This window comes from Micromonospora sp. NBC_00330 (assembly GCF_036136635.1).
Taxonomy (GTDB): domain Bacteria; phylum Actinomycetota; class Actinomycetes; order Mycobacteriales; family Micromonosporaceae; genus Micromonospora; species Micromonospora salmantinae.
The window spans coordinates 2,067,372-2,093,438 of the sequence record NZ_CP108012.1 but is presented as its reverse complement, the minus strand read 5'-3'; the positions used below and the strand labels follow the sequence as shown (position 1 = coordinate 2,093,438).

24 protein-coding genes are annotated in these 26,067 nt (G+C 71.0%); 14 read left to right on the top strand and 10 right to left on the bottom strand.

Annotated elements, in window-relative coordinates:
• Nucleotides 1-78 precede the first annotated feature (78 nt).
• Nucleotides 79-594, top strand: coding sequence for an NUDIX domain-containing protein (locus OG598_RS09160; protein ID WP_328654007.1), 516 nt, complete (start codon nt 79-81; stop codon nt 592-594).
• 149 nt (nt 595-743) lie between these two features.
• On the opposite strand, the gene OG598_RS09155 is transcribed toward OG598_RS09160, so the two are convergent.
• Both OG598_RS09155 and OG598_RS09150 read right to left on the bottom strand, forming a co-directional pair.
• Nucleotides 744-2,177, bottom strand: a complete 1,434-nt coding sequence (locus tag OG598_RS09155) for an ATP-binding protein (protein ID WP_328654006.1) — start codon at nt 2,175-2,177, stop codon at nt 744-746.
• A gap of 87 nt (nt 2,178-2,264) precedes the next feature.
• Nucleotides 2,265-3,923 (bottom strand): FAD-dependent oxidoreductase, encoded by a 1,659-nt coding sequence (locus OG598_RS09150; protein WP_328654005.1) that lies wholly within the window; start codon nt 3,921-3,923, stop codon nt 2,265-2,267.
• Between the two features lie 151 nt (nt 3,924-4,074).
• Here OG598_RS09150 and OG598_RS09145 point away from each other — a divergent pair, with 151 nt between their 5' ends.
• The 7 genes from OG598_RS09145 to OG598_RS09115 all read left to right on the top strand — a co-directional run bounded on the left by OG598_RS09145 (nt 4,075) and on the right by OG598_RS09115 (nt 11,363).
• The gene (locus OG598_RS09145; RefSeq protein WP_328654004.1) at nt 4,075-6,312 is read left to right on the top strand and encodes a hypothetical protein; all 2,238 of its coding nucleotides are present in this window, start codon (nt 4,075-4,077) and stop codon (nt 6,310-6,312) included.
• Nucleotides 6,313-6,356: 44 nt separating this feature from the next.
• Nucleotides 6,357-6,848, top strand: coding sequence for an SsrA-binding protein SmpB (gene smpB, locus OG598_RS09140; RefSeq protein ID WP_328654003.1), 492 nt, complete (start codon nt 6,357-6,359; stop codon nt 6,846-6,848).
• Between the two features lie 189 nt (nt 6,849-7,037).
• Nucleotides 7,038-7,430 (top strand): SCO5389 family protein, encoded by a 393-nt coding sequence (locus tag OG598_RS09135; protein WP_328654002.1) that lies wholly within the window; start codon nt 7,038-7,040, stop codon nt 7,428-7,430.
• 729 nt (nt 7,431-8,159) lie between these two features.
• The gene (locus tag OG598_RS09130) at nt 8,160-8,582 is read left to right on the top strand and encodes a TOBE domain-containing protein (RefSeq protein WP_328654001.1); all 423 of its coding nucleotides are present in this window, start codon (nt 8,160-8,162) and stop codon (nt 8,580-8,582) included.
• Nucleotides 8,583-8,674: 92 nt separating this feature from the next.
• Nucleotides 8,675-9,466 carry a molybdate ABC transporter substrate-binding protein gene (gene modA, locus OG598_RS09125; protein ID WP_328655299.1) on the top strand — a complete coding sequence of 264 codons (792 nt, stop codon included), beginning with the start codon at nt 8,675-8,677 and terminating at the stop codon, nt 9,464-9,466.
• Nucleotides 9,463-10,299, top strand: coding sequence for a molybdate ABC transporter permease subunit (gene modB / locus OG598_RS09120; RefSeq protein WP_328654000.1), 837 nt, complete (start codon nt 9,463-9,465; stop codon nt 10,297-10,299). The genes modA and modB overlap by 4 nt, the downstream gene beginning before the upstream one ends.
• Entirely contained in the window at nt 10,296-11,363 is a 1,068-nt protein-coding gene (locus OG598_RS09115; protein WP_328653999.1) for an ABC transporter ATP-binding protein, read from the top strand. Before modB ends, OG598_RS09115 begins: the two co-directional genes overlap by 4 nt.
• A 32-nt stretch (nt 11,364-11,395) precedes the next feature.
• Here the strand turns inward: OG598_RS09115 and OG598_RS09110 are convergent, their stop codons facing one another.
• The 4 genes from OG598_RS09110 to OG598_RS09095 form a co-directional block, all read right to left on the bottom strand.
• Entirely contained in the window at nt 11,396-11,809 is a 414-nt protein-coding gene (locus OG598_RS09110) for a type II toxin-antitoxin system Phd/YefM family antitoxin (protein ID WP_328653998.1), read from the bottom strand.
• Nucleotides 11,810-11,838: 29 nt separating this feature from the next.
• Nucleotides 11,839-12,411 (bottom strand): GNAT family N-acetyltransferase, encoded by a 573-nt coding sequence (locus OG598_RS09105; RefSeq protein ID WP_328653997.1) that lies wholly within the window; start codon nt 12,409-12,411, stop codon nt 11,839-11,841.
• A gap of 80 nt (nt 12,412-12,491) precedes the next feature.
• On the bottom strand, nt 12,492-12,932 hold the full coding sequence (locus tag OG598_RS09100) for a hypothetical protein (protein ID WP_328653996.1): 441 nt from the start codon (nt 12,930-12,932) through the stop codon (nt 12,492-12,494).
• 34 nt (nt 12,933-12,966) lie between these two features.
• Nucleotides 12,967-14,193 carry a hypothetical protein gene (locus OG598_RS09095; protein WP_328653995.1) on the bottom strand — a complete coding sequence of 409 codons (1,227 nt, stop codon included), beginning with the start codon at nt 14,191-14,193 and terminating at the stop codon, nt 12,967-12,969.
• Between the two features lie 176 nt (nt 14,194-14,369).
• Between OG598_RS09095 and OG598_RS09090 the strand changes: the two genes are divergently transcribed.
• A complete protein-coding gene (locus tag OG598_RS09090; protein WP_328653994.1) occupies nt 14,370-15,923 on the top strand; it encodes an NAD(P)/FAD-dependent oxidoreductase in 1,554 nt (517 codons plus the stop codon).
• Between the two features lie 33 nt (nt 15,924-15,956).
• On the opposite strand, the gene OG598_RS09085 is transcribed toward OG598_RS09090, so the two are convergent.
• Together OG598_RS09085 and OG598_RS09080 are read right to left on the bottom strand one after the other, a co-directional pair.
• Nucleotides 15,957-16,775, bottom strand: coding sequence for a hypothetical protein (locus OG598_RS09085; RefSeq protein ID WP_328653993.1), 819 nt, complete (start codon nt 16,773-16,775; stop codon nt 15,957-15,959).
• Nucleotides 16,776-16,865: 90 nt separating this feature from the next.
• Nucleotides 16,866-17,591 carry a TetR/AcrR family transcriptional regulator gene (locus tag OG598_RS09080; RefSeq protein ID WP_328653992.1) on the bottom strand — a complete coding sequence of 242 codons (726 nt, stop codon included), beginning with the start codon at nt 17,589-17,591 and terminating at the stop codon, nt 16,866-16,868.
• Between the two features lie 22 nt (nt 17,592-17,613).
• Between OG598_RS09080 and OG598_RS09075 the strand changes: the two genes are divergently transcribed.
• The 3 genes from OG598_RS09075 to OG598_RS09065 all read left to right on the top strand — a co-directional run bounded on the left by OG598_RS09075 (nt 17,614) and on the right by OG598_RS09065 (nt 19,990).
• Nucleotides 17,614-18,741, top strand: coding sequence for an FAD-dependent oxidoreductase (locus OG598_RS09075; RefSeq protein ID WP_328653991.1), 1,128 nt, complete (start codon nt 17,614-17,616; stop codon nt 18,739-18,741).
• A 38-nt stretch (nt 18,742-18,779) separates the two neighbouring features.
• Nucleotides 18,780-19,316: a hypothetical protein gene (locus tag OG598_RS09070; RefSeq protein WP_328653990.1), complete on the top strand. Its 537-nt coding sequence runs from the start codon at nt 18,780-18,782 to the stop codon at nt 19,314-19,316.
• A gap of 158 nt (nt 19,317-19,474) precedes the next feature.
• Nucleotides 19,475-19,990 carry a hypothetical protein gene (locus OG598_RS09065; protein ID WP_328653989.1) on the top strand — a complete coding sequence of 172 codons (516 nt, stop codon included), beginning with the start codon at nt 19,475-19,477 and terminating at the stop codon, nt 19,988-19,990.
• On the opposite strand, the gene OG598_RS09060 is transcribed toward OG598_RS09065, so the two are convergent.
• Nucleotides 19,987-20,832, bottom strand: coding sequence for an SAM-dependent methyltransferase (locus OG598_RS09060; protein WP_328653988.1), 846 nt, complete (start codon nt 20,830-20,832; stop codon nt 19,987-19,989). The genes OG598_RS09065 and OG598_RS09060 overlap by 4 nt on opposite strands.
• A gap of 233 nt (nt 20,833-21,065) precedes the next feature.
• Between OG598_RS09060 and OG598_RS09055 the strand changes: the two genes are divergently transcribed.
• Nucleotides 21,066-24,530 carry a ThuA domain-containing protein gene (locus tag OG598_RS09055; protein ID WP_328653987.1) on the top strand — a complete coding sequence of 1,155 codons (3,465 nt, stop codon included), beginning with the start codon at nt 21,066-21,068 and terminating at the stop codon, nt 24,528-24,530.
• Between the two features lie 214 nt (nt 24,531-24,744).
• Here the strand turns inward: OG598_RS09055 and OG598_RS09050 are convergent, their stop codons facing one another.
• Nucleotides 24,745-25,212 (bottom strand): nuclear transport factor 2 family protein, encoded by a 468-nt coding sequence (locus OG598_RS09050; protein WP_328653986.1) that lies wholly within the window; start codon nt 25,210-25,212, stop codon nt 24,745-24,747.
• Between the two features lie 195 nt (nt 25,213-25,407).
• On the opposite strand from OG598_RS09050, the gene OG598_RS09045 reads away from it, so the two are divergent.
• Nucleotides 25,408-26,052 carry an alpha/beta fold hydrolase gene (locus OG598_RS09045; RefSeq protein ID WP_328653985.1) on the top strand — a complete coding sequence of 215 codons (645 nt, stop codon included), beginning with the start codon at nt 25,408-25,410 and terminating at the stop codon, nt 26,050-26,052.
• Nucleotides 26,053-26,067: the final 15 nt, after the last annotated feature.

Sequence of the window (26,067 nt, the reverse complement as noted above, 5' to 3'; positions counted from 1 at the left end):
GGGGCCGGCGCGACGGCGGCGGGCTGAGCGCGGGACGAGGCGGCGGTCCGGGCGGGGATCGGAGTAACGTGCTGCGGCATGACCGGCACGCCGTACTCGCACTGTTCCTACTGCGGCGCCGCCTACCCGCCGGCCGCCGGATGGCCGCGAGTCTGCGCGGTCTGCGGCGAGACCGTCTGGCGCAACCCGCTGCCGGTGGCGGTCGCGGTGCTGCCGGTCCGTACCGCCCAGGGCCTGGGAGTGGTGGTGGTCCGCCGGGACATCGAACCGGCCCGCGGCCTGCTCGCGCTGCCCGGCGGCTTCATCGAGTACGGCGAGGAGTGGTCCGACGCACTCGTGCGGGAACTGCGGGAGGAGACCGGCCTCGTCGCGGCGGCCGAGGACGCCCGCCTGTTCGCTGTGCACGGGGCGCCGGCGGGCGGCACGATGATGGTCTTCGGAGTGCTGCCCGAGCGGGCGGCCGAGGACCTGCCACCGTCGGCGCCGACCGAGGAGGCGACCGAGTGGCTGGTGCTCACCGACCCGGTCGAGCTGGCGTTCTCCACCCACACCCGGGTACTAGCCGACTTCCTGACCCCCAACCACCCCGCCTAACCCCACGCCCCGCCCCGCCCCGCCCCGCCCCGCCCCGCCCCGCCCCGCCCCGCCCCCGCGATCTTGCACTTACTGTCCCGGCACAAGGGGCGTTCCCACGCATTTCGACAACCGAAACTGCAAGATCGGCGCGGCGGACGCGCCGGACTTCAGTCCGGTGGGCCCTCGGTGATCGGTAGGAGGACCCGGAAGGTGGTGCGCCCCGGCTCGGTCTCCACCCGGATGTCGCCGTGGTGTTTGTGCACCACGATCCGGTACGAGATGTCCAGCCCCAGACCGGTGCCCGCGCCGACCGGCTTGGTGGTGAAGAACGGCTCGAAGATGCGCGGACGCACCTCCGGCGGGATGCCCGGCCCGGTGTCGGTGATCTCCACCGTCAGTTGGTCGCCGACCCGTCCGGTGCGGACGGTCAGCACACCCTTCTCCCCCATCGCGCCCAACGCGTTGTCGATCAGGTTGGTCCACACCTGGTTCAGCTCGGCCGCGTACGCCGGGACCGGTGGGAGGTCCCTGTCGTACTCGCGGACCAGCTTGACCTCGGCGGGGATCTTGCCCTTGAACATCACCAGCGTGGCGTCGAGCAGGTCGTGCACGTCCACCACACGGTGCGGCGCGCGGTCCAGCTGCGAGTACTGCTTGGCGGCGTCCACCAGCCCGGAGATCCGGGTGACCGCGTCGCCGATCTCGCGCATCAGCAGCTCGGTGTCGACGGTGTAGGTGAGCCAACGCACCGCCGCCTCCAGGTCCGCGGCACCGACCGCGGCCTTGACCTGCGCCAGCCAGGCCGCGTCGAGCCCACCGCCGACCAGGATCGGCGCCAGGTCCCACGCCCCGCCGACGCCATGGTCCTCCAGCCAGTCGGTCAGGGCGTCCTCGGCGTCGGCGGTGGCCATCGGGGTCAACTTCGGCGCGGTGGCCACCCGGGCGACCGCCTCCTCCTGCAGCGCGACCAAGCCGTGCAGGGCGCTTCCGTCGAGCCGCCCGTCGGCGATCATGGCGAGCTTGTGCCGCATCCCGGCGACCCGGTCCCGCAGAACCGACGTGGCCCGCACCGCCGCCGCGGCCGGATTGTTCAGCTCGTGGGTCAGGCCCGCCGAGAGCGAACCGAGGGCCAGCAACCGCTCCCGCTCACCGACGATGGCCTGGCTGTCCCGCATCCCGAAGAACAACCCCTCCAACAGGTGCATGGGCATCGGGAACCAGGACCGCAGGGCGTACGCCATGTCCTCCGCCGGCAGCACGAAGAACTCCGCGTCGGTCACCGCCCGCAGGCTGTTGCGGTAGATCTGCTCGACCTGGTCACCCAGGTACGCCTGAGTCGCCCCGCCGTACACCCCGCGCTGGTCGGTCCGGCTGACCTCGACGTCGTCGCCGCGCACCAGGCGACTCAACGCCACCGCCCCGCGCACCAGCACGAAGAAACAGGTGGCGGGCTCACCCTCGCCGTACACGAGGGTGCCGCCGGCGCGCTGCTCGACCCGGCCGTGCTCGGCCAGCCAGTCGAGCTGCCCGTCGTCGAGCGCCTCGAACAGGAACAGAGTGCGCAACTGCGCCGGTGTCAGCCGGTCAGACTCGGTGGTCACAGGGACTCCTTCGCTCGCGACTGCGGGGCTCGCAACACCGGCTCACTCCTCGCGTTCACTGGAACTCCTTCGCTCGCGTAAGCCGGCTCATTGGGCCTCCAGGTAGCGGTGCACCAGCGACACCGCCATCGCACCCTCGCCGACGGCCGAGGCGACCCGCTTGACCGACTCGGCCCGCACGTCCCCGGCGGCGAACACGCCCGGCACGCTGGTTTCCAGGTGGTACGGGTCGCGCGACAGCGACCAGCCGGCCGGCCGCCGCCCCCCGGCGAGCAGGTCCGGACCGGTCACGATGAAACCGCGCGCGTCGCGGACCAGCACCCCGTCCAGCCAGTCGGTGCGGGGCTCCGCCCCGATGAAGATGAACAGCCAGGAGGTGTCGACCGAGCGGGCCTCCCCGGTGCGGGTGTCGCAGAGGGTGAGCCGTTCCAGGTGACCGTCCCCGGCCCCGCCGACGACTGCGGTGTGCGGGTGCACGGTGATCCGGTCGATCCGTTCGAGCTGGTCGATCAGGTAACGCGACATCGAGGCGGTCAGGTCCGCACCACGGATGAGCAGGTGCACCCTCGACGCGTACCGGGAGAAGTGGACCGCCGCCTGGCCGGCGGAGTTCGCCCCGCCGACGATGTAGACGTCCTGCTCGACGCAGCTCGGCGCCTCGGTGGCGGCGGCGCCGTAGAACACCCCACGCCCGGTGAAGTCGGCCAGCCCCGGGGCGTCGAGCACCCGGTACGACACGCCGGTGGCCAGCACCACCGTGTGCGCGGCGATCTCGGTGCCGTCGCCGAAGCGCAGCAGTCGGGCACCGCCGGCCTCGCTGAGACCGACCACCTCCCGGGCGCTGAGCAGCTCGGCGCCGAACTTGACCGCCTGCCGCCGGGCCCGATCGGTCAACTGCGCGCCGGAAACCCCGTCCGGGAAGCCCAGGTAGTTCTCGATGCGGCTGCTCTGCCCGGCCTGACCGCCGGTCGCCCGTCGTTCCACGAGCACGGTGCGCAGCCCCTCCGACGCGCCGTACACCGCCGAACCGAGACCGGCGGGCCCGCCGCCGATCACCACCAGGTCGTAGAAGTCACACGCCGGCACCACAGTCAACCCGGCCAGCGCGGCCAACTCGGCCTCGCTCGGGGCGACCAACGCCTTGCCCTCCGGCGTCACCACCAGCGGCACATCCGCCTCGGTGGCCCCGGCCGCGTCGAGCAACCGGACGCCCTCCGGATCGTCGGACAACAGCCACCGGTACGGCACCAGGTTGCGGGCCAGGAAGTCGCGGACCTTGAACGACGGCGCCGACCAGCGGTGCCCGACGACCCGGATCTCCGCGCTGGCCGCGTCCGGGGTGACCGCCCACGCCTCCAGCAGCCCGTCGACCACCGGGTACAGCTTCTCCTCCGGCGGGTGCCAGGGCTTGAGCAGGTAATGGTCCAGGTCGACCACGTTGATGGCCTCGATCGCGGCGTCGGTGTCCGCGTACGCGGTGAGCAGCACCCGGCGGGCGGCCGGGAAGATGTCCATTGCCGCTTCCAGGAACTCGACACCGGTCATCTCCGGCATCCGGTGGTCGGCCAGCAGCAGCGCCACCTGTTCGCCGCGCAGTTTGACCTCGCGCAGCGCGTCCAGCGCCTCCGGGCCGGAGGACGCCCGCAACACCCGGTAGCGGTCGCCGTAGCGGCGCCGGATGTCCCGGGCCACCGCCCGGGACACCACGGGGTCGTCGTCGACGGTCAGGATCACCGGGTTCGCCATGGCGCCATGAAATCACCTGTCGAGGGTCGACCGCACCATCGCCGAGCCCCGGCCCACGGTTGACAGCCCCGCAGACGGGTAAGCCGGGGAGCCGCGCGGGTGGCCGGACATCGACGACCCGCCCGGTTGCCGCGCACACCTCGGGGGGCCCATGGCGGACGCGACACCGACCGGACCGACGACGTCGGGCGGGATCGTGGAGCTGCGGGTGCACGGTGTCTCCGGCGCGGGCGCGGACCAGGTGTTGGACCGGCCGTACGTGCACCAGGTCGCCGGGGACCGCAGCGGAGGTTTCTACCGACCGCGCCCCGGCTATCCGGACTCCACCGGGACCGACGGGGTGACGCTGGAGGCGTACCGCTGGAGTGACCTGCCGTCCGGCACTGCCGTGCGGACGCTGTCGCTGGTCTTCCTGCTGCCGTTCATGCTCTGCAACGTGGCGCTCTGGATGCGCCCGGCGAACACCGTCTCGACGCGCGGCTTCATGGCGCTGTGCCGGGTGCTCGCCCTCACCCTCACCATGCTCTACGTGCTCTCCATCGTCGGGGTGGCGCTGGACCTGATCGCCTGGCGCTGCATGGACACCCCGTCGTGCCTGGCCGGCCGGAGCTGGCTGTCCTGGCTCGGCGGGCGCCCGCCCGGGCTGCGCCTGGGTGTGCTGGCGCTCGTGCCGGTCGCCGCCATCGGGCTCGTCTGGTGGTTGGGCGCTCGCCCGGGCCATTCGTTCGACGCGTTCCGGACGCCGTCGACGCTGACATCGAAACACCAGTTGAGCGCGGTCGGCCAGTGGGACGGCGAGCCGCTGGTGGGTCGGCTGCGCTCGGTCCACGTCGCGGCGGCGTTCGCCACGCTGAGCGGAAGCCTGCTGGCCGCGCGCGCCAGCCAGCACCGCTCGTGGGTGATGGTGATCCTGCTGACGGCCACCGGAGCGGTGCTGATTGCCTGCCTGGTCCTGGTCAGCGTGGTGCCCAGCATCGACCGCACCGACCCGTCGCCCCGGGTGGACGGCGTCTTCCGCGGGCTGCGCATCATCGCCTGCGGCCTGACGATGCTGGTGATCGTGCACGTCGTCATCAGCCCGGCGCCGTGGCCGCAGGGCGGTGCACTGCCCGGTTACGGCGCGATCGTGGCCTGGCTGTTCGTCAGCCAGACGGTGCTGGTGGTCGCGCTCGCCGTGCTGGTGATCTGGCGTCGGGGCGGCGGGCAGAGCCGGTCACCCATCCGGGCGTTGGGAGCGCCGGTCTTCATCACGATCTCCGCCGGGCTCGCGGTGGCGTTCTCCGCCGAGCTGGTCTACCGGGTGGCGGACCTGCTCGATCGTGAGGGGACGACCGCGGACGGCCTGGAGACCAGCCCTCCCCTGGCGTACAAATGGGCGATCTTCGGGTTTTTCCTGGCGGTGGTGACGGCGCTGCTGGTGGCCGGCCTGGTCACCAGGCTGACTCGGCGCGGCCGGCGGCGGGCCGCGCACGCGATCGTGGCCGCCGACTTCCCGGACGCGCCGCCGCGCGCGGCGGCCCGGCTGCGGCGGGTCGAGCAGGCGGTGGCCCGGGCCCGCTTCACCGAACGGTTGGAACCGCTCTCCGTGGTGTACGCCGGCCTGGCGGCGCTCGGCCTGGCCACCAGCGTGCTCGGCCTGCTCCAACTCCTACCCGGCGACGTGGCGCAGCGCTACCTCGGAGTGCCGGAGAGCATGGTCAACTTCCTGATCGGGTCGGGCAGCTACGTGATCGCCGCGATCCTGCTCGGCCTGGTGGTGGGCGGCATCTTCGCGTACCGGACGGCGCAGTTCCGTCGGTACGTGGGAGTGCTCTGGGATCTGGGCACCTTCTGGCCCCGCGCGGCGCACCCGTTCGCGCCGCCCTGCTACGCCGAGCGGGCCGTGCCGGAGTTGGCCAAGCGGATCACCTACCTGGTGGAGCAGGGGCAGGGTGTGCTGCTGGCCGGACACAGCCACGGCTCGGTGCTGCTCGCCGCCACGGTCCTGCAACTGCCCACCCGGATCACCGAGCGGGTAGCCCTGCTGACCTACGGGTCACCGCTGGGCCGGCTGTACTCCCGGCTCTTCCCGGCCTACGCCGACGAGCCGGCGCTGCGGGAGATCGGCGAACGGGTCGGCTGGCGCTGGATCAACCTGTGGCGCGACACCGACCCGATCGGCGGCTGGATCTTCGCCTCCCACCGTCCCGGGGAGGCCGAGACACTGACCGGTCCGTCGGCGACCGTGGACCGGCGGTTGACCGACCCGCAGGACGTGGTCCCGGCGCCCAGCGACAGCGTTCCCCCACCGATCCTCGGGCACTGGCCGTGTGAGTCGCAGGAGGCGTTCGGGGACGCGGTACGCGACCTCACCGCGCGACTACGCCCCGCGCGCCCGGCACGCGACTGAGCCGGCCGGTACGACTTGCTCCGACGGCCGGATATCGTCGCCTGGTGACCCCGTCCACGCCACCCGCCCGCCGGTTGATCGCCTCGAACAAGAAGGCGCAGCACGAGTACACGGTGCTGCGCACGTACGAGGCGGGCATCGTGCTGGTCGGCACCGAGGTCAAGTCGCTGCGCGAGGGGCGGGCCTCGCTGGTGGACGCGTTCGCGCACGAGCGCGACGGCGAGATCGTGCTGTACGGCCTGCACATCGCCGAGTACGCCTACGGCACGTGGACCAACCACGCCCCGCGGCGCAACCGCAAGCTGCTGCTGCACCGCGCCGAGATCGACCGGATCCTGGACAAGGTCCGCGAGGGCGGGGTGACCCTCGTTCCGCTGTCGATGTACTTCGAGAACGGCTACGCCAAGGTCGAACTGGCCCTCGCCAAGGGCAAGCGCTCCTACGACAAGCGGCAGACGCTGGCCGAGCGCGACGCCAACCGGGAGATCGCCCGCGAGCTGGGCCGGCACCTCAAGGGCCACCCCCGCCGGCCCTGACGCCCCAACGGGTCCTCCGCGCGCTCTTAGCGGGTTGGCCTTCACACGGGTTGGCGCGTTCTTATGTGCTCTGCCTGTGGGTCGCGGCGTGGCGCGCCGGGGGATCGTTGACGTCGTCCGAGAGACATGGTCTGCTCAGTCGACGCCGTTGTTGAAAACGGTAATCATTAGCTGAAGCGGAGGAGAACCATGTCACTCACCGTCCCGCCCGCCCTGCTCGACGCCGCCGAACGCGGCCCCATCGACGACGAGGCGTTCATCGCCTGCGTCCGCGACTCGCTGCCGTACGCCTGGGCCACCGTCAGCCGGGTGGTCGCCGACCTGGAGGCCGGCGACGGCGACCTGGCCGACAACGTCGTCCCGCCGCCCACCGACGCCGACCGGGGTCAACTGCTCCGCGCACTGGCGAGCGACGCCATCCGCGGTGGCCTGGAGCGACACTTCGGCGTACGCCTGGCCTTCCAGAACTGCCACCGCGTCGCCGCGTTCCGCCCATCGGCCGTCGACAGCGAGCGCTACCGCCGCTTCGTATCGACCCGTGGCCAACTGCTCAACCAGTCCCCCGAACTCCGCAACTGCTGACCGTCGAGGCGGGCGGGCTCACGCGGGCCCGCCCGCCGCACACCCGGCTCGCCCCGCACCCCACGACCTGCCAGACAAGGCCCCCTCGTAACCCCGCCCCACTTCCCGCACCCCGCCCGCGCCCGCACCCCGCCCGCGCCCGCACCCCGCCCGCGCCCGCACCCCGCCCGCGCCCGCACCCCGCCGGCGCCCGCACTCCGCCGGCGCCAAGATCTACGCAACTTCGCGGATGTTGCTGCCTCCGACGCCCGAGAGACAGCAACATCCCTGATATTGAGCGGATATTGACGGCTATCGCCGCGTTCGACCGACCGGGATCGAGTTTTGGGGCGCCTACGCCCCCGCCATTGCCCCGCGCTCCCGAGATCTTGGACAGTTTCCGTTCCGTCGGAACGGAAACTGTCCAAGATCTCCAGGCTCAGAGCACGGACATGCCACTGGCCGGCATCCAGGGCGCGGGTGCAACGCCCAACGCCCAACGCCCAACGCCCAACGCCCAACGCCCAACGCCCAAGATCGTGCTCGAACAAGGATGCGGTGGTCTCACCGATACGCCGACACCACTACTTCCTGGTTCGAGCGCGATCTTGCGGGCTCACCCAAGGGAGCCGCAGGCGTCGTGAGGCCGAGAAGGCAGACGCAACTGCTGGCCCTGCAACCCCCTGGTCCACGCGGTTGCTGCCTATCTCGGGCTTTCGCCATCGCAAATGCTGGCGTTAGGGTGAGCGGGTGACGACGTACCGGATCGGGGAGGCGGCCGACCTGCTCGGCGTCAGCGCCGACACCATTCGCCGCTGGGTGGACGCCGGGCGCCTGACGGCCGGGCGCGACGAGCACGGCCACCGGGTCGTCGACGGCGTCGACCTGGCGGCGTTCGCTCGCGCTCAGGCCACCGACCCGGACGCGGGCGCCGAGTTCTCCTCGGCCCGCAACCGGTTGCGCGGCATCGTCGTCGACGTCCGTAAGGACACGGTGATGGCCCAGGTCGACATCCAGGCGGGCCCGTTCCGGGTCGTGTCGCTGATGAGCCGGGAGGCCGTCGACGAGCTCGACCTGCGGGTCGGTTCGGTGGCCGTTGCGGTGATCAAGTCGACAACGGTCGTGGTGGAGCGGGCCGCGCCCGCCCCGGCGCGCGGACGGTCGGCCAGATGAAGGCGGAGGCGAACGCGCGGGTGAGCGTGGAGACGGTCGGCCAGATGAAGGCGGAGACGAACGCGCGGGTGAACGCGGAGACGGTCGCGCGGATGAACGCGCGGAGCAGGCGTACGGCGGTGGCTGTCCTGGTGGCGGCCGGGCTGGCGGTGACGGGCTGCGGCGCCGGCGACGGCCGGGCAACCGGCAGCGGTGGGGACGGGCGGGTGACCGGCCCGGTGACCGTGTTCGCGGCCGCCTCGCTGACCGAGTCGTTCACCCGCATCGGGAAGGACTTCGAGGCGGCCAACCCGGGCAGCCGCGTGACCCTCAACGTCGCCGGCAGCTCCGCCCTGGCCAACCAGATCACCCAGGGCGCGCCGGCGGACGTGTTCGCCTCGGCAGCCCCAGCGAACATGACCACTGTCATCGAGGCCGGCGACGCCGACGGCACGCCGCGCGTCTTCGCCCGCAACCAGCTGGTGATCGCGGTTCCCCGGGGCAACCCGAAGGCAGTGGCCGGCCTGGCCGATCTGACCAGCCCGGGTGTGAAGGTGGCGCTCTGCGCCAGTCAGGTTCCCTGCGGCGCGGCGGCCCGCACCGCCCTGGACGCGGCCGGCGTCGCGCTGACGCCTGTCACCCTGGAACGGGACGTCAAGGGTGCGCTCGCCAAGGTGAAGCTCGGCGAGGTCGACGCGGCACTGGTCTACCGCACTGACACGCGGGCGGCGAGCGCCGACGTGACCGGCGTGGAGTTTCCCGAGTCGGCGCGGGCGGTAAACGACTACCCGATCGTCGCGTTGAGGGACGCGCCGAATCCGAACGGCGCACGGGCCTTCGTCGCGTACGTCCGCTCGGCGCCGGCGCAGGCGGTCCTCGCCGAGGCGGGGTTCCAGGCTCCGTGAGGCAGGTCCACGACCACCACACACGCCGCGGACGCCCGGCCACGCCTCGACGGCGAGGGCGGGTGCCGGCGGCGCTGCTGATCCCCGCCGGGCTGGGGTTGTTGTTCCTCGTCCTGCCGTTGGCGGGGCTGCTGATCCGGGCACCGTGGACGACCCTGCCGGAGCGGCTCACCGAGCCGGGCGCGTTGACCGCCCTGCGGCTGTCGGTGCAGACCGCCACCCTGGCCACCACGCTCTGCCTGTTGCTCGGGGTGCCGCTCGCCTGGGTGCTGGCCCGGGTCGAGTTTCCCGGCCGTCGGATGGTACGCGCGCTGGTCACCGTGCCGCTGGTGCTGCCGCCGGTCGTCGGCGGGGTGGCGCTGTTGCTGGTCTTCGGCCGGCGTGGCCTGCTCGGCGGCTGGCTCGACAGCACGTTCGGCATCACCCTGCCCTTCACGACCACTGGTGTCGTGCTGGCCGAGGCGTTCGTCGCCATGCCGTTCCTGGTGATCGCCGTGGAGGGTGCGCTACGCGCCGCCGACCACCGCTTCGAGGAGGCCGCCGCGACGTTGGGCGCCAGCCGGTGGACCACCTTCACCCACGTCACGCTGCCGCTGGTGGCGCCCGGTCTGGCCGCCGGGGCGGTGCTGTGCTGGGCGCGGGCGCTCGGCGAGTTCGGTGCCACCATCACCTTCGCCGGCAACTACCCCGGCCGGACGCAGACCATGCCGCTCGCCGTCTACCTGGCGTTGGAGACGGACCTGGAGTCCGCGATCGTGCTCAGCCTGGTGCTGCTCGTCGTGTCGGTGGGCATCCTGGTGGCGTTGCGGGACCGCTGGATGACCACCGCATGAGCAAGCGACTTCTCGACGCGCGGCTCGTCGTCGACCGGGGCGTCTTTCGGCTCGACGTGCCGCTGCGGGTCGCGCCGGGCGAGGTGGTGGCGCTGCTCGGCCCGAACGGCGCCGGCAAGACCACCGCGCTGCGGGCGCTGGCCGGGCTGCATCCCCTCACCGACGGGCACGTCACCCTCGACGGCGTCGACCTGGACCGCCCGGCGACCGGGGGCTGGGTGCCCACCGAACGCCGGTCGATCGGCGTGGTCTTCCAGGACTACCTGCTGTTTCCACACCTCAGCGCGTTGGACAACGTCGCCTTCGGGCCGCGCCGGCACGGCGTCGAGCGGCGGGCCGCCCGCGCCACGGCCCGGGAGTGGCTGGGCCGGGTGGGGCTCGACGCGCAGGCGCAGCGCCGGCCTCGGCAGCTCTCCGGCGGCCAGGCGCAGCGGGTGGCGCTGGCCCGCGCGCTGGCAGTGGCACCGTCGCTGCTGTTGTTGGACGAGCCGCTCGCCGCGCTGGACGCCCGCACCCGGCTGGACACCCGCGCGGAGCTGCACCGGCACCTGTCGGCGCACGCGGGCGCGACGGTGCTGGTCACCCACGATCCGCTGGACGCGCTGGCGTTGGCCGACCGACTGGTCATCGTCGAGGGTGGCCGGGTGGTGCAGGAGGGCGACGGGCCGAGCGTCACCGCCCGCCCGCGCACCGACTACGTCGCCCGGCTGGTCGGGTTGAACCTGTACCGGGGTCGCGCCGACGGGCACGGGGTGCAGGTGTCGCCGGAGCTGACCCTCACTGTCGCCGACCGGTTGGACGGCGAGGCGTTCGTGGCGTTCCGTCCGGCCGCGGTGGCTCTGCACCCGGCCCAACCGGAGGGCAGCCCCCGGAACACCTGGGCGGGCACGGTGGCCGGCGTCCAGCGCCACGGTGACAACGTACGGGTGCAACTGGACGGGCCGATCGGGGTGGCCGCCGACGTCACGCCGGCCGCCGCCGCCCAGCTGCGGCTGATCCCCGGCCAGCGGGTCTGGGTGGCGGTCAAGGCAACCGAGACCCACGCGTACCCGGCCACCGGCTGACCCGACGACCGCCGGCCCGCAGCGGAGGCGAGTCAGCCGGCGAGCAGGTCGGCGTGTGCGGCACGCAGCCGGGCCAGCATCGGGTCGCTGCCCGGGACGACCCGGCTGTCCAGCTCGGCCCACACCTCGGCCAGCGCCGCGCGGACCGCGCCAAGCTCGGCGGCGTGCCGCTGTGTGCTGCGTCGGTGCTGCTCCTCGAGGCGGCGGGCCCAGCCGGCGGTGACCGTCGCAAGCCGGTCGGCGTCGGCGCGGGCCTGGGCGCCGCTGCGGGCGGCTGCGGCGGGGACGATCGCGGCGACCGGGCGGGGATCGCCGTCGCGGGTGACGACGGTGACCGCGTCGGTCAGCTCGGCCAGCGCGACGAGCTGGCTGAACCGGGTGCGCGCCTCACGCAGCGGCACGGAACGCGGCGGGTCGGAATGAGGGGTGAGCGCGGGGACGGCCATGGATGCATGGTGCCGCGCGGGTATGACAACTATTCGCTGTCGTCAGTGGACGGTGCGTGGCGGGCGGACCACTCGTCGGCCAGCACCGACCAGACCTCGAGGTCGATCCGGCCGTGCGGACCCGGGCTGACCTGGCGCAGCGTGCCGTCGAGGCGCAGGCCGAGCCGGTCGGCGAGGGCCTTGCTGCGGGTGTTGTCGGCGTTGGTACGCCACTCCACCCGCTGGATGCCGCGCTCGCGCACCGCCCAGTCGACGATTCGGCGCACCGCCGGGGCGACCAGGCCCCTGCCCTGCGCCGCCGGCTCCACCCAGCAACCGACCTCGCAGACGCCCCGGGTCACGTCGAACGACACGAACATGACCCCGCCGACGAGCGTGCCCCGCCACCACAGCCCCCAGATGCCACCGTTGTCGCTGGCCCAGAGGTCGGCGTACCGCTGCAACACCGCACGGGCCGACGGCAGATCGGTGGCGACGAAGGACGGCGACACCCAGGGCTGGATGTGCTCGCGGGCCCGATCGAGGTGGGCGAGGAACTCCTCGGCCCGCCACGGGTTCAACGGGCGCAGCTCGACGTCCTCGGTCAGCGGCAGGGCGAACACCGGGCCTCCCCGAAGGTGCGTTGGCAACGACGGGTAGCAGACTCGCACAGGGCCGCAGGTCGGTCACGGCCCGGGGCCGCTCACTCCGGCAGGTGGGTCCGCAGCGCGGCGAACTGGGCCACGGTCAGGTAGGAGGGGTTGGCGGCCTGCGGCTGACGGAACACCTCCAGGGCGGCGAGCCGGTCATCGGCGCGCAACAGCAGCCGGGGCACCCGGTCCCGTTCGGCGAGGATGGGCAGATCCAGCGGCACCGACCACTGTTGCCCCGGTGCGCCTGGCTCGGCCGCCCCGGTGACCCGCCCGACGCCCCACACCCCGTACGGCAGTCGGCCCCGGCTGCCGCTGGCCCAGAAGACCACCGGCTGCCCGGCGCACATCAACCGCGCCCGGTAGCCGGGACGCACGCACCAGCTCGTCACCAGTGGCTTCCGGGCGAATCGGGCGGCGAGGTCGACCAGGTCCGCGTTGCCCTTGATCAGCCAGGCGCCCAGGTTGTCGAGGCGTACCCGTGGCTCGGTCATCGCGTCCATCTTGCCCGGCCGGAGGCAGCGTCAATCAGATGATCATGTGGGTCCAGTAGGTGAGCCAGAGCACGAACAGCACGCCCTGCACCAGGGCGAGCGCCGCGGTCAGCCACACGTCGACGCCGGCGTGGCGGGCCCAGCGGGCCAGCACCAGCGCCACCGGGAAGGCGGCGAGCAGATAGCGCAGCAGGCTCTTGTACACCGGCGGGCCCATCGACAGCGGCACCAGCACCATGAGGACGCCGTACACCAGGTAGGCCAACTCCCGGCGACGGAACCCGGCGACCAGCACGGCGAGGACGGCCACGGCGAACCACGCCCTAGCCGCGTCGCGCGGCTCCCCGGTCAACCCGTCGAGCAGCACCGGAACGGGGTTCTGCACCTCGATGCCCCATCCGGTCTCCTGGGCGTGCTGGTAGGCGAACCAGTCCCCGCCCCGCCACCGGCAGTACGCCATGAAGGTGAACCACCCGGCGGGGAGCAGCAGCAACGGCCAGCCGATCCGCAGGTAGCCGAGCAGGGCGCGCGGCCCGAGCCGCCAGTCGTGCTGCCGGAGCAGCACCAGGGCCAGCGGCAGCGCCACGAGCAGGCCGACGGAGCGGCTCATCGCCAGGAAGTAGCCGATCACGCCGACCAGAAGCCACCGGTGTCGCTCGGCGTAGTAGAAGGCGGCCAGCGCGAGGCAGACGAAGAGCGACTCGGTGAGCGCGGCCTGGAACAGGAACGCGGTCGGCAGCAGCACCAGGTACCGGGTGAACCGGCGGGCCGCGTACTCGTCGCCGAGCAGCAGCTCCGCCAGCCGGTAGCCGTACCAGAGCGCCAGCAGGAACGCGACGTTGCTGATCACCAGCAGAGCCAGTGCGTTGTCGCCGCCGAGCACCGCGCCGAGGGGCCGGGCCAGGAACGGGTACAGCAGCGGGAATCCGAAGTCTCGCCACGGCCCGCTCAGGGGCAGCTCGCTCAGCCGCAGGTAGAGCAGCGAGTCCCAGGCGAACCAGAAGGAGATCCACCGGTGCCCGGAGATCTCCAGCTGCTGCGCCCACATCAACGCCTCGTCCGGCGGCGGGGCCCCGGGGACGCCGTCCCAGGCGTGCAGGACCAGGAGGCCGAGCAGTGTGAGCAGCAGCTTCGCGCCGAGGAACAGGCCGATGACGTACGGCCAGGGCGCCGGCACCCGGCGGGCCAGGTGCGCTCCGCGGCGGCCGGCCGCGACCGTCCGGGCGGCCAGCGTCGCCGCGCCGCTGCGCCACCGGTCCATCCGCCCCGCTTCCCCGCTCCCCCGGTCCGCCGGCCGCGCGGGGGAGTCGCTCTTCTCGTGGTACGCCGCATCGCGCCCCGCCGAAGCGAGGACCAGCTATCACCAAGTGTGACATTCTGCCCATAGCGGGTGGACGCCGCGTCTCAATCATGGCGGTGAGCAGGGAGCGCGTCAGCATGAGCGAGCAGAACGGCACTGTGGTCATCGGTGCGGGGCCGGCCGGGCTCACCGCGGCGTACGAGTTGCTCCGGCACGGCCGGTCGGTGCAGGTGTTCGAGGCCGACGAGGTGGTCGGCGGGATCAGTCGGACAGTGGAGCGCGACGGGTGGCGGTTCGACATCGGCGGGCACCGGTTCTTCACCAAGGTGCCCCGGGTGGAGGCGTTCTGGCACGAGATCCTGCCGGACGAGGACTTCCTGACCCGGCCCCGGATGAGCCGCATCTTCTACCGGGGCGCCCTGTTCAACTATCCGCTGAGCGCCGTGAACGCGCTGCGCAACCTGGGTCTGCCGGAGGCCGTCCGCTGCCTCGGCTCGTACGCCCGCGCCCGGCTGCGGCCGCCACGAGACCAGTCACACTTCGAGGGCTGGGTGTCGGCCCGGTTCGGCTGGCGGCTGTACTCGATCTTCTTCAAGACGTACACCGAGAAGGTCTGGGGTATGCCGGCGGACCGGTTGCAGGCCGACTGGGCGGCGCAGCGGATCAAGAACCTGTCGCTGGCCACGGCGATCCGCAACGCGCTGGTGCCCCGGCGTCGACGCACCGACGTGACGAGCCTGATCGAGGAGTTCCAGTACCCGAAGTACGGGCCCGGGATGATGTGGGAGCGCTGCGCCGAGCAGGTCCGCGAGCGGGGCGGGCAACTGTCCACCGGCAGTTGGGTCACCGCCGTACACCGTGACCCGGCCCGCCGTCGGGCGATCAGCGTGACGGTCAACGGCGCGGGCGGGCAGCGTACCGAAGCTGCCGACCACGTGATCTCGTCCATGCCGATCTCGGAGCTGGTGACCGCGCTGCACCCGCCGGCGCCGCCGGAGGTGCTGGCCTGCGCGGCCGACCTGCGCTACCGCGACTTCCTGACGGTCGCCCTGGTCGTGCCGGCGGAGTTCTCGTTCCCGGACAACTGGATCTACGTGCACGACCCGGGGGTACGGGTGGGCCGGATCCAGAACTTCGGCTCCTGGTCGCCGTACCTCGTCAAGGACGGCCGCACCTGCCTGGGCCTGGAGTACTTCGTGTTCGAGGACGACGAGATGTGGCGTACCACGGATGCCGACCTCGTGGCCCTCGCCACCGCGGAGCTGGAGCGGTTGGGGTTGGTGCGGCCCGGCGTGGTGGAGGCCGGCTACGTCGTGCGGATGCCCAAGGCCTACCCGGTGTACGACGAGCGCTACCAGCACAACGTGGACGTGATCCGAGCCTGGCTGAGCGAGGCGGTGCCGAACGTGCACCCGGTGGGCCGCAACGGCATGCACCGCTACAACAACCAGGACCATTCAATGCTGACCGCGATGCTGACCGCCGAGAACATCGCCACCGGGAGTTCTCACGACGTCTGGTCGGTCAACGTGGAGCAGGACTACCACGAGGAATCCTCCGGCGGCGGCAGCCGGCGGGGCACCGGCCGGGACGCACCGGTGGTGCCCAGCCGGATCATCGCGGCGCCGATCACCATGCCGGAGGGGTCGGACGACCGAGCCCCCGTCGCAGCTCCCCCGTCTCACGCCTGAAGCCGAGCACCCTCTCGCGGCACGGGCAGGTGCTCACCACGGCAGGTGCGTGCAGTGGGCCACTGTGGCGTCATCCGGGCTGTGCGCATCCGCGCCACCGGTGGTCCGCTCCTCGGCCTGCCGGACGCGGGCGATGACACCGGCCGGCCCGCTGGCCCGAAGCAGGTCCAGCACGCCCGGCCAGTCCGTCAGACCGTACGGGCTGACGATGCGGCTGGCACCGTTGCTGAGCAACGCGACACCGTTCAGGTCGGCGAGGGACCGGTTGCCGGTCACCGCTTCCCGCGCCGCGCGCGGGTCATCCTTGGCGATCCAGTAGCCGCCCGGTTGGTTCCGGCGGGCACGCAGCGCGGTGACGCAGGAGGCTCGCACCCGGTCGTACTCCGGTGTTCCCTGGGCGATGCCGGTCAGCGGCGCCGCGCATTCCCGCCGGGCAGTCATCTCGCGCTCATCGGTGATCACCAGCGGGCCGGCGTCGACCTGGTCGATGACGAGGAAGGAGTCCGCGAGCAGGAGCCAGTCCAAGCGGTAGTGGTGGGCGCGGACCATCGCGACGGTGGCCTGCGGGCTGCTCGGGTCCGCGATGTCGCAGGTGTCGCCGTGCTCGGCGGCGATCTCGCCGATGGCGGTGGCGAGGATCGCGGCGAGCTCTCGCCCGTCGCCGCGCGACAGGTGGCCGAGCAGCGCGCCGCCGAGGCGGTGCGTGTACCAGGCGACGCCGTGAAGGCAGAGGGATTCGGCTCCCGGAATGCCGGCGCCGTCGAGCAGGACGACAGCGCCGGGAACCGCACCGACGAAGTCCTCGTTCGGCCGATCGGCCCTGCCGGCGCTCGTCGCCAGGCTGACGTCCACTCGTGGGCTCCTGTCTGGGCTCGCGTCGCCGTTGTCTGGGTACGGCCAGTCGAGCGGGTCAGGTTGGTGGAGACGGCTATACCTCGGCGGTCACGTTGGGCGTCGGCGCGTGATGCCGTCCAGGATGGTGGTCAGGTTGTGGTGGAAGGTCTCCTCGGCGTTGAGGTGGGCGCCGTCGATGACGAGCCGGGCCACTGTGGGATACCTGCCGGTTGCCAACATACGTGTGAGGTAGGGGCCGAGGCTGGCCTGGAAGGCGGCTTCGTCGGTGCCGGTGGAGCGTGCGGTGCGTCGTTCGGTGACCTCTCTGCGGACCGATCCGATGATGAAGGCGTTGAGGGCGCCCACGGCTCGCTGGAGATCGTCGATGTCACGCACGCCGGGGGCCGCACTGAGCGCCGCGGCGGTCGTTTCGCCCACGGCGAGCGCGTGTGGTCCCAGGTGTGGCCGTCCGCCGAGCACGTCGGAGAACCATTCGTGGTCAAGGGCGGCAGCGCGGGTCGCGTGGGCGACGGCCAGCACCGTGTCGCGCCACCCGGAGCGCTGGCCCACCTCGGCGATCCGGGCATAGACGACGTCGACCATGAGATCGAGGAGCTCCGACTTGTTGATGACGTAGTCGTAGAGCCGCATCGGACCGACACCGAGCTCTTTGGCGATCTTGCGCAGTGACAGCCCGTCGAGGCCGTGCGCGTCGGCAAGCCGGATCGCCGTAGCGGCGATCTTCTCGCGGCTCAACGGCACCGGCACTGCCCGCGGCTGAGGCTCGGGCCGCTCCCAAACGGGCAGGGGCTCGTTACCGTACGGTGTATCCACCAATACAGTGTACGGTAGCGCCGTGAGAACGCGAATTGCGATCGCCGGTGGTGGACTCGGCGGGTTGACGCTGGCTCGGATCCTGCACCGACACGGCATCGACTCGATGGTGTACGACCGGGAAGCAAGCCGATCGGCGCGGCCCCAGGGCGGCGCCCTCGATCTGCACCCGGAGTCCGGGCAATTGGCCCTGGCCGAGGCGGGCCTCGCCGGCCGGTTCCGTTCGGAGGCGCGGCCCGACGGCGAGGAACATCGCATCCTCGACCCGACCGGACGCACCCTGGTGCACCACGAGCCACAACCCGGCTCATTCTCCGGACGTCCCGAGATCGACCGGAGCGCACTGCGTGATCTGCTGCTCGACTCCCTCCCCGGCGACACGGTCGCCTGGCAGCACCGGCTTGTCGCGGCGACCCCCCGACCCGACGAGGGCTGGGAACTGACGTTCCACGACGGTCACCGGACCAGCTGCGACATCCTCATCGGCGCGGACGGCGCGCGCTCGATCGTCCGGTCACTGCTGACCGACGTCGAACTGTCCTACGTGGCCACGCTCGTGGAGCTGAGCGTCGACGACGTCGACCGGCGTCATCCCGATCTCGCCGAGCTGGTCGGCCCCGGGAACCTGTGGTGCGTCGGGGTGAACCAGATCCTGGCAGCGCAACGTCTCGGCGACGGCAGCCTCCGGGTCGGGATCTCGCTGCGCGCGGAGGACCGGCCCCTGGATACGTACCGCAGTAAGCGCGCACTGCTGGACCTGTTCGCTGGCTGGAACCCCCGCCTCACCGCACTCATCGAGGCCGCCGAGAGCGCGCCGACGCCACGCCTGATCGAGGCGATGCCCATCGGTACGCGATGGACCAGCCGGCCGGGCGTCACACTCATCGGCGACGCCGCGCACCTCATGCCACCGGTCGGCGAGGGCGCGAACCAGGCCATGCTCGACGCCGCAGAACTCGCCAGCCAGCTCGTCGCCAACCCCGCCGACCCGAATGCGGCGATTCGGACGTACGAAGAGTCGATGTTCAACAGGATTCAGCCGATCGCCGAGATGTCCGCACGAGTCCAGGCGATGATGCTCTCCCCCACCGCGGCGCAAGACATCGTCCGTTTCTTCACCCGACCGGCGGAGCCCGCACGCGCAGAATGACATCTGGCGCTGTCGACGCGGCTGGCGATAATCGTTTCATGACGACGGATGCGCACAGTGAGTCCGGTCTCCGGAAGGCCACCTTGACGGATCAGGACCTGGTGGAGACGCCGTGGGACTACTGCCGAATTCACGCGCTCGCCGTCACCGACGACGAGGGTCCGACAGAAGATCCGACAGTGGACTATCGGGAGGACGACGACCTCGATCCGACCGCACCGTCGGCCTTGGCGCTGCATCTCGACCTCGACTACATCGTGCGCCGAGTCGATCCGGGGCCGATGCGGCAAGTTCACTTCTGGGTCGCGCCGGCCACGCTGACCTTCCACAACGTGTGGGACATCGTCGGCAGCTTGCACTCCATCTGCCTGCCGTTCGAGTTGAAAGACCTGCGCCAGGAGGCCCGTTCACGCTCGGGGGAACCCTGCTGGCACCTGGAAGGGCGCGACCTGGACCTGAGGTTCCAGGCGACGGGCTACACCCTCTACCTGCGCCAACCCCCGCGTTACGGCAATCGGGTGCTCCGGATGGCCGAACGGGGCGGCATCAGCTTCGACCCGAAGCCGTATGCCTGACCGGCATGGGCCCGGCCCGCGCCCCGACGCCCGATGCGCTGGCGGCGGCGAAACCCGTTGTCCGAATGCCGGGACGCGGTGTTAGACAGTCAGTGTGACGAGAGCCCCGGATTTCCCCGACCTGCTGCGGGGGGCGTTCAGGCCGGGATACTTGGCCGGTGTTCGACTTCGGGATCGACGGATATCAACCGCGTTGGTTGAACGGGGAAGACAGCGTCGCGAAGCATCACGGAGGACGCCTGGCCAGGCTTGTCGGCCGAACGCTGACGGGTCCGTGGGTCGTGTGGGACACCGCACACGACGAGTGGTTCGCCGACTGCCCGGTGGTGCTCGACTTCGCCGGGGAGCGCCTGGAGGTCAATCACCAGAAGTTCGATGACCTGTCGATCACCTGGAACTCGATCGATGTGACCCGCCCACCGGCGTGGCCGACGTCGGACGACTTCCGATTGGCCTGGCGGGATGACGTTCCCGCAGTGCTGGCTGCCCGGCGCGGGCAGCGGCTGGAGGCGGTCGAGCTTCTCGAATGGGCCGGCGGGGACCTGGCGGACGGTTCCGTCGCTGTTGGCCTTTGCTTTCCGGACGGCTGGTTGACTCTGTACAACGCGTTGGACGAGAACGGACTAGCGTTCGGCCAGGTGGAGCCGGAGTATCGCCGACACCGACTGGGTTAGGGCTTGCGGGCCACTGCGCCGTAGATGGAGGCGTCGGCCAGAGGCGGACGCCGCTCCGGTGGCACCTGCGGCCGCCACTCGGTGACCGGGGCGATGCCCGGTTCGGCCAGTTCCAGACCGGTGAAGAAGCGGGCGAACTCGGCGCGGTCGCGGGGTACGGCGTCCTGCTTCATCCGGCCGGCGGCGAACTCGGCCTCCATCCGCCTGACGATCTCGGCGGGGATGTGGTCGGTGGTGAAGTGGGTAAGCGCCAGCCAGCTGCCCGACGGCAGCGCGTCGAGCAGGCGGGCGACCTGCTCGTGTGGGCGGTCGTCGTCGGTGAGGAAGTGCGTCACGGCGATGAGCACCAAAGCCACCGGTCGGGACAGGTCCACTGTGGCGTGCAGCTGCGGGTCGGCGAGGATCTTCTCCGGGTCGCGCAGGTCGGCGTCGAGGTAGGCGGTGGCGCCGGCCGGGTCGCTGGTCAGCAGTGCCCGGGCGTGGACCAGCACCATCGGGTCGTTGTCGACGTAGACCACCCGGGAGTCGGGGGCGACGGACTGGGCCACCTCGTGGGTGTTGTCGGCGCTCGGGATGCCGGTGCCGATGTCGAGGAACTGCCGGACGCCGGCCTCTTCGGCGAGGAACCGGACCGCGCGGCCGAGGAAGGCCCGGTTTTCCCGGGCGAGCGTGCGTACCCCTGGGTAGACGGCCGCGATCTGGTCGCCAGACTCCCGGTCGACGGCGAAGTTGTCCTTGCCGCCGAGCCAGTAGTTGTAGCGGCGAGCCGGATGGACAGTCGTGGTGTCGATCCGGTCGGCACCGCGACCCTCGGGCAATTCCGATGTGGACGGCACCGTCACGAGACCTCCCCAGGTCGATAGAACACGCCGCATCCATAGAGTCACCGGGCGTATCCAGAGGACATCTTAAGCCGTACCCGTGGGGCTGCGGGGCCCACCGACGGGCGGACGCCGCCGGGGCGGGAAACCGCTTACCAGGAGGCTATTGACGGTCGTCACTGGCTGTCAGTACCGTGATGCGGGCAGCGAGAAAGCGCTTTCCGACCCCTCACCGTCCGACAGGGAGCGCCCCCATGCCCCGACACCTCCGTGCGTTCTGCCTGATCCTGCTCGCCATCGCCACAGTGGTGAGCACCACCACCGCCCTGCCCGCCGAGGCCGCCCCGCGCTTCCGGGTGCTGGTCTTCTCCAAGATCACCAACTTCTACCACGACTCGATCCCGGCCGGCATCGCCGCGATCCAGCAGCTCGGCGCCGCCCACAACTTCGAGGTCGTCGCCACCACCGACGCTGCGGCCTTCACCGACGCCAACCTCGCCACCTTCGACGCTCTCGTGTTCAACAACACCAACAGCCTCCCGACCTCGGGTGACCTGCTCAACGCCAGCCAGCGGGCCGCGTTGCAGACGTTCATCCGCAACGGCGGTGGTTGGGCCGGCCTGCACGCCGCGTCGGCCAGCGAACGTGACTGGCCCTGGTACGAGGGCCTGGTCGGCACGATCTTCGACTATCACCCCGACTTCTCGTCCACCGGCGGCACCTTCCCCGGCCGGGTCAAGGTGCTCGACCGGGCGCACCCCTCCACGCGCAACCTGCCGGAGCTCTGGGAGCAGAGCGAGGAGTGGTACAACTGGCGGACCAACCCGACCGGCAACGTGCACACACTCGCCCAGATCAAGGTGCGCGACGGGATCAACGGCCTGGACGAGGGCGTCGACCACGCGTACTCCTGGTGTCAGCGTTACGACGGCGGCCGATCCTGGTTCACCGCCGGCGGGCACGCCAGCTCCCAGTTCAGCACCCCGACCTTCCTGGAGCACCTGCGCTACGGCATCGAGTGGGCGGCCGGCGCGGTCGCCGGTGACTGCTCGGCCACCAAGACCAGCAACTTCGAACGGGTGGGGCTGGTCACCGAGAACCTGGCCGACCCCTTCGAGCTGGCCGTCGGCCCGGACCGGAAGGTCTACTACATCCAGCGCACCGGCGCGCTGAAGGTGGTCAACTCCGACACCCTCCAGGTCACCACGCTGCTGGACTTCGCGTACACCTCGGCGATGACCGACCAGTCCGACGGGCTGCTCGGGATGACCCTGGACCGCAACTTCGCCAGCAACGGCTGGATCTACCTGCTCTGGTCGGACAAGACCCTCAAACAGCTCAACCTGTCCCGGTTCACCGTCGCCAACAACAGCGTCGCGCTCTCGTCGGAGAAACGTCTGCTGACCGTCCCCACCTACCGGGGTGAGGGCCGGGCCAACTCGCACATGGGCGGGTCGCTCGCCATGGACGCGGCCGGACGGCTCTACGCGGCGATCGGTGACAACACCGACCCGTTCGCCTCCAGCGGCTACACCCCGGTCGACGAACGCGCCGGTCGCGCCGCCTGGGACGCCCAGGGCACCGCCGGCAACACCAACGACCTACGCGGCAAGATCCTGCGGATCACCCCACAATCCGACGGTACGTACACAGTGCCCAGCGGCAACCTCTTCCCGGCCGGCACCGCGAGGACCCGGCCGGAGATCTACGCGATGGGCATGCGCAACCCGTTCCGGATCACCATCGAACCGCAGACCAACGCGGTGCTGGTGGCCGACTACGGTCCCGACGCCCGCGCCGCCGACCCCAACCGTGGTCCGGAGGGGACTGTCGAGTTCAACCGGATCACCAACGCCGGCAACTTCGGATGGCCGTACTGCGTCGGCAACAACATCCCCTTCAACGACTACAACTTCGCCACAAACACCTCGGGGGCGAAGTTCAACTGCGCCGCACCGGTGAACAACTCACCCAACAACACCGGCCTGACCACGCTGCCGGCGGCGAAGTCCGCGCTGGTCTGGTACGCGTACTCCGCCTCCACCCAGTTCCCCGAGCTGGGCACCGGCGGTGGCGGGCCGATGAGCGGCCCGGTCTACGACTACGACCCGGCCAACACCCGCACCACGAAGTTCCCCGAGTACTTCGAGGGCAAGTGGATCACCTATGAGCTGACCCGCAGGTGGTTCAAGACGTTGTCGATCCACAAGACGGCGCAGACCTTCAGCAACGCGCGCTTCGGCCCGACGGCCGTGGGTGACCTCCAGTCGATCAACGGGATCTTCGGCAACATGAGCTGGATCCAGCCCTTCGAGGCGGAGTTCGGCCCGGACGGTTCGCTCTACGTCATCGACTTCGGCGAGGGCACCGGCAGCGGTCGCGGCGGCAGCAACGCCGGCGCGGGCATCTACCGGATCGACTACGTCGCCAACGGGCGGCCACCGACCGCGAAGATCGCCGCCACCCCGGACACCGGACGTACGCCGCTCGCTGTGACGTTCTCCTCGGCCGGGTCGTCCGCCGGTGACGGGTCGGCGCTCAGCTACGCCTGGGATTTCACAAACGACGGCAGCACCGACTCCACCGCCGCCAACCCGAGCCACACCTACTCGACGGCCGGGAAGCACACCGCCCGGCTGACGGTACGCAACAGCGGCAACGGGTTGACCGCCACAGCGGTCACCGACGTGGTGGTCGGCAACACCCGACCGACGGTGACCATCACGGTGCCCGACGGCGGGTTCTTCGACTTCGGTGACAAGATCCCGTACACGGTGACGGTCACCGACCCGGAGGAGACCACCATCGACTGCGCCAAGGTGACGGTGCAGACGCAGCTCGGCCACGACTCGCACGCCCACCCGCTGGACGTCTACACCGGCTGCTCCGGGCTGCTCGCCACCGAGGCGGACGCCGGTGACGGCCACGGGCCCGGGCAGAACCTCTACACCCTGATCACCGCGCAGTACACCGACGGTGGCGCGGCCGGCGGCGTACCGGCGCTGACCGGCTCGACCCGCGTGCAGTTGCAGCCCAAGAGCAAGGAGGCCGAGCACTTCAGCGCCCAGTCCGGCGTCACCGTCAACGACCGGGCCACCGCCCGCGCCGGCAAGCGGCTCGGCGAGGTCGACCACAACGACTGGGTGGCGTTCGGGCCGGCGGACCTGCGCAACATCGGCTCGGTGACGCTCGGGGTGACAAACGGCGGGCTCGGCGGCACCATCGAACTGCGCACCGGCTCGCCCACCGGCACGCTGATCGGCACGGCCGCCATCGGCTCCACCGGCGGGTGGGACAACCTGGTCTCCCCCACTGTCACGCTGACCAACAAGCCCACCGGCACGACCACCCTGTACGCGAAGTTCGTCAACGCCGCCCAGGTCAATGGGACCCCGGACCTGCTCGCCCTGGACTGGCTGCGGTTCAACGGCGCCGGGGTCAAACAGGAGCCGGGCGGGACGCTGGCCCTTGCCGCCAACCCGACCGGCGGCGCCGCGCCGCTGACCACCACGCTCACCGCCACGGCGACGGCGCCGTCCGGGCAGAGCATCACCGACTACGCGTGGGACTTCGGCGACAACAGCGCTATCACACACGGGGCGACGCTACGGTCGACGGCGCACAGCTACCCCCGCAAGGGGACCTACACCGCCCGGGTGACGGTCACCTACACCAGCGGGGAGACCCGCTCGCTCAACCTCACCATCACTGTCACCTGACCCCGGTCGCCGGCGGGCGGGAGCGTCCCGCCCGCCGGCGCTACCAAGCCGATCACCCAGGTCCCGGAGTGGCCCGGCACCGTTATCAGTCGCCAAGAAGCGCGTCACCGCGCCGCGTCCGGGCGTAGAAGACCAGATCACGAGGCCAGGTCGGCCGTGGGCGTGTCGCTGTGCACCAACACTCGCTGTGGCAAATGCGTGCGCAGGGCGCGAATCACTGTCGGGCTGTGCCCTCGATGGAGGTGCTTTCTTGCGGACGGAGTGCGGTCAGGAGGCTGTCGAGTTGACCCCAGGCCCGCGCGCTCGCGATGGGGTCGATGTAATCTCTGGACTCGATGATGAGCCCATTGCGGATACGCATCACGAAGACGCAGGGCACCGTGAATGCCTCACCGGTCTCGGCTACCCGCCCCTGATAGGCAAACTCGGCGACGATCACCTCCGGGTCCACGGTCTCATGAATCGTCACGTCGACTGGCTTACGGACCAGCGTCCGGGCGACCGGAGGCGACGCGGTGAAGTGCTCGTGCAGTTCGTTGCGGCTACGCAGCGGCGGCGGGTTGAGCGGGTGGAACGGATGTGTGACATGGGTCTGTTCGGCGTACAGGTCGGCCAAGTCCTCGTACGGACCGTCGCAAACACCGTTCACCAGTCGGAGGAACGTTTCGCGTGGGCTGCTCATGCCGGGCTTCCTTCGGAATCGGTGGCTGTCACCTGAGCCACGCCGAGGACTACCTCGGGGTGGCCGGTACCCCATCGGCGGCACCCTACTGGCCTCAACCTCGATGTGGCTGTCCCGAAGCGCTTTCATCGTCCGTATCCAGAGCATCGTCATCGACAGAAGCGCGTGTCACACCAGTGTGTGAGGCTTCGGGGCATGGCGACTTTCGTTCTGATCCACGGCGGCGGGGGCAGTGCCTGGGACTGGCATCTCCTTGTCCCCGAGCTGACCAGCCGCGGCCACGACGTGGTGGTGCCGGAACTGCCGATCGAGGACAGATCCGCAGGGTTCACCGAGTTCTGCCAGACGGTCGTCGACGCGATCGGCGACCGGAGAGATCTCGTGGTCGTCGGGCACTCGTACGGAGCGTTCACCGCGCCGCTCATTGCCGACAAGCTGCCGGTGCGGTTGCTCGTCCTGCTCACACCGATGGTCCCCAAGCCCGGTGAAAGGCCAGGTGACTGGTGGGCAAACACCGGTTACCGCAGCGCCGAAGGGCTCAGTGAGGAGCAGCAGTTCTACAACGGTGTCCCGGCCGAGATCATCGCGGAGGCAGCATCACACAGCCGGGACCAGGTCAGCGCGGAGGGCGACGAGCCGTGGCCCCTGGACGCCTGGCCGGACGTGCCGACGAGGGTGCTCCTCGCCCGCGAGGACCGGTTCTTCCCGGCGGACTTCCAGCGCCGGGTTGCCGCCGACCGGCTCGGCGTCGTCCCGGACGAGATTGACGGCGGCCACTGCGTGTCACTCAGCCACCCGAAGCAACTCGCCGACCGTCTCACCGCGTATCCGCTGCCCTGAACGCGGGACCACGGC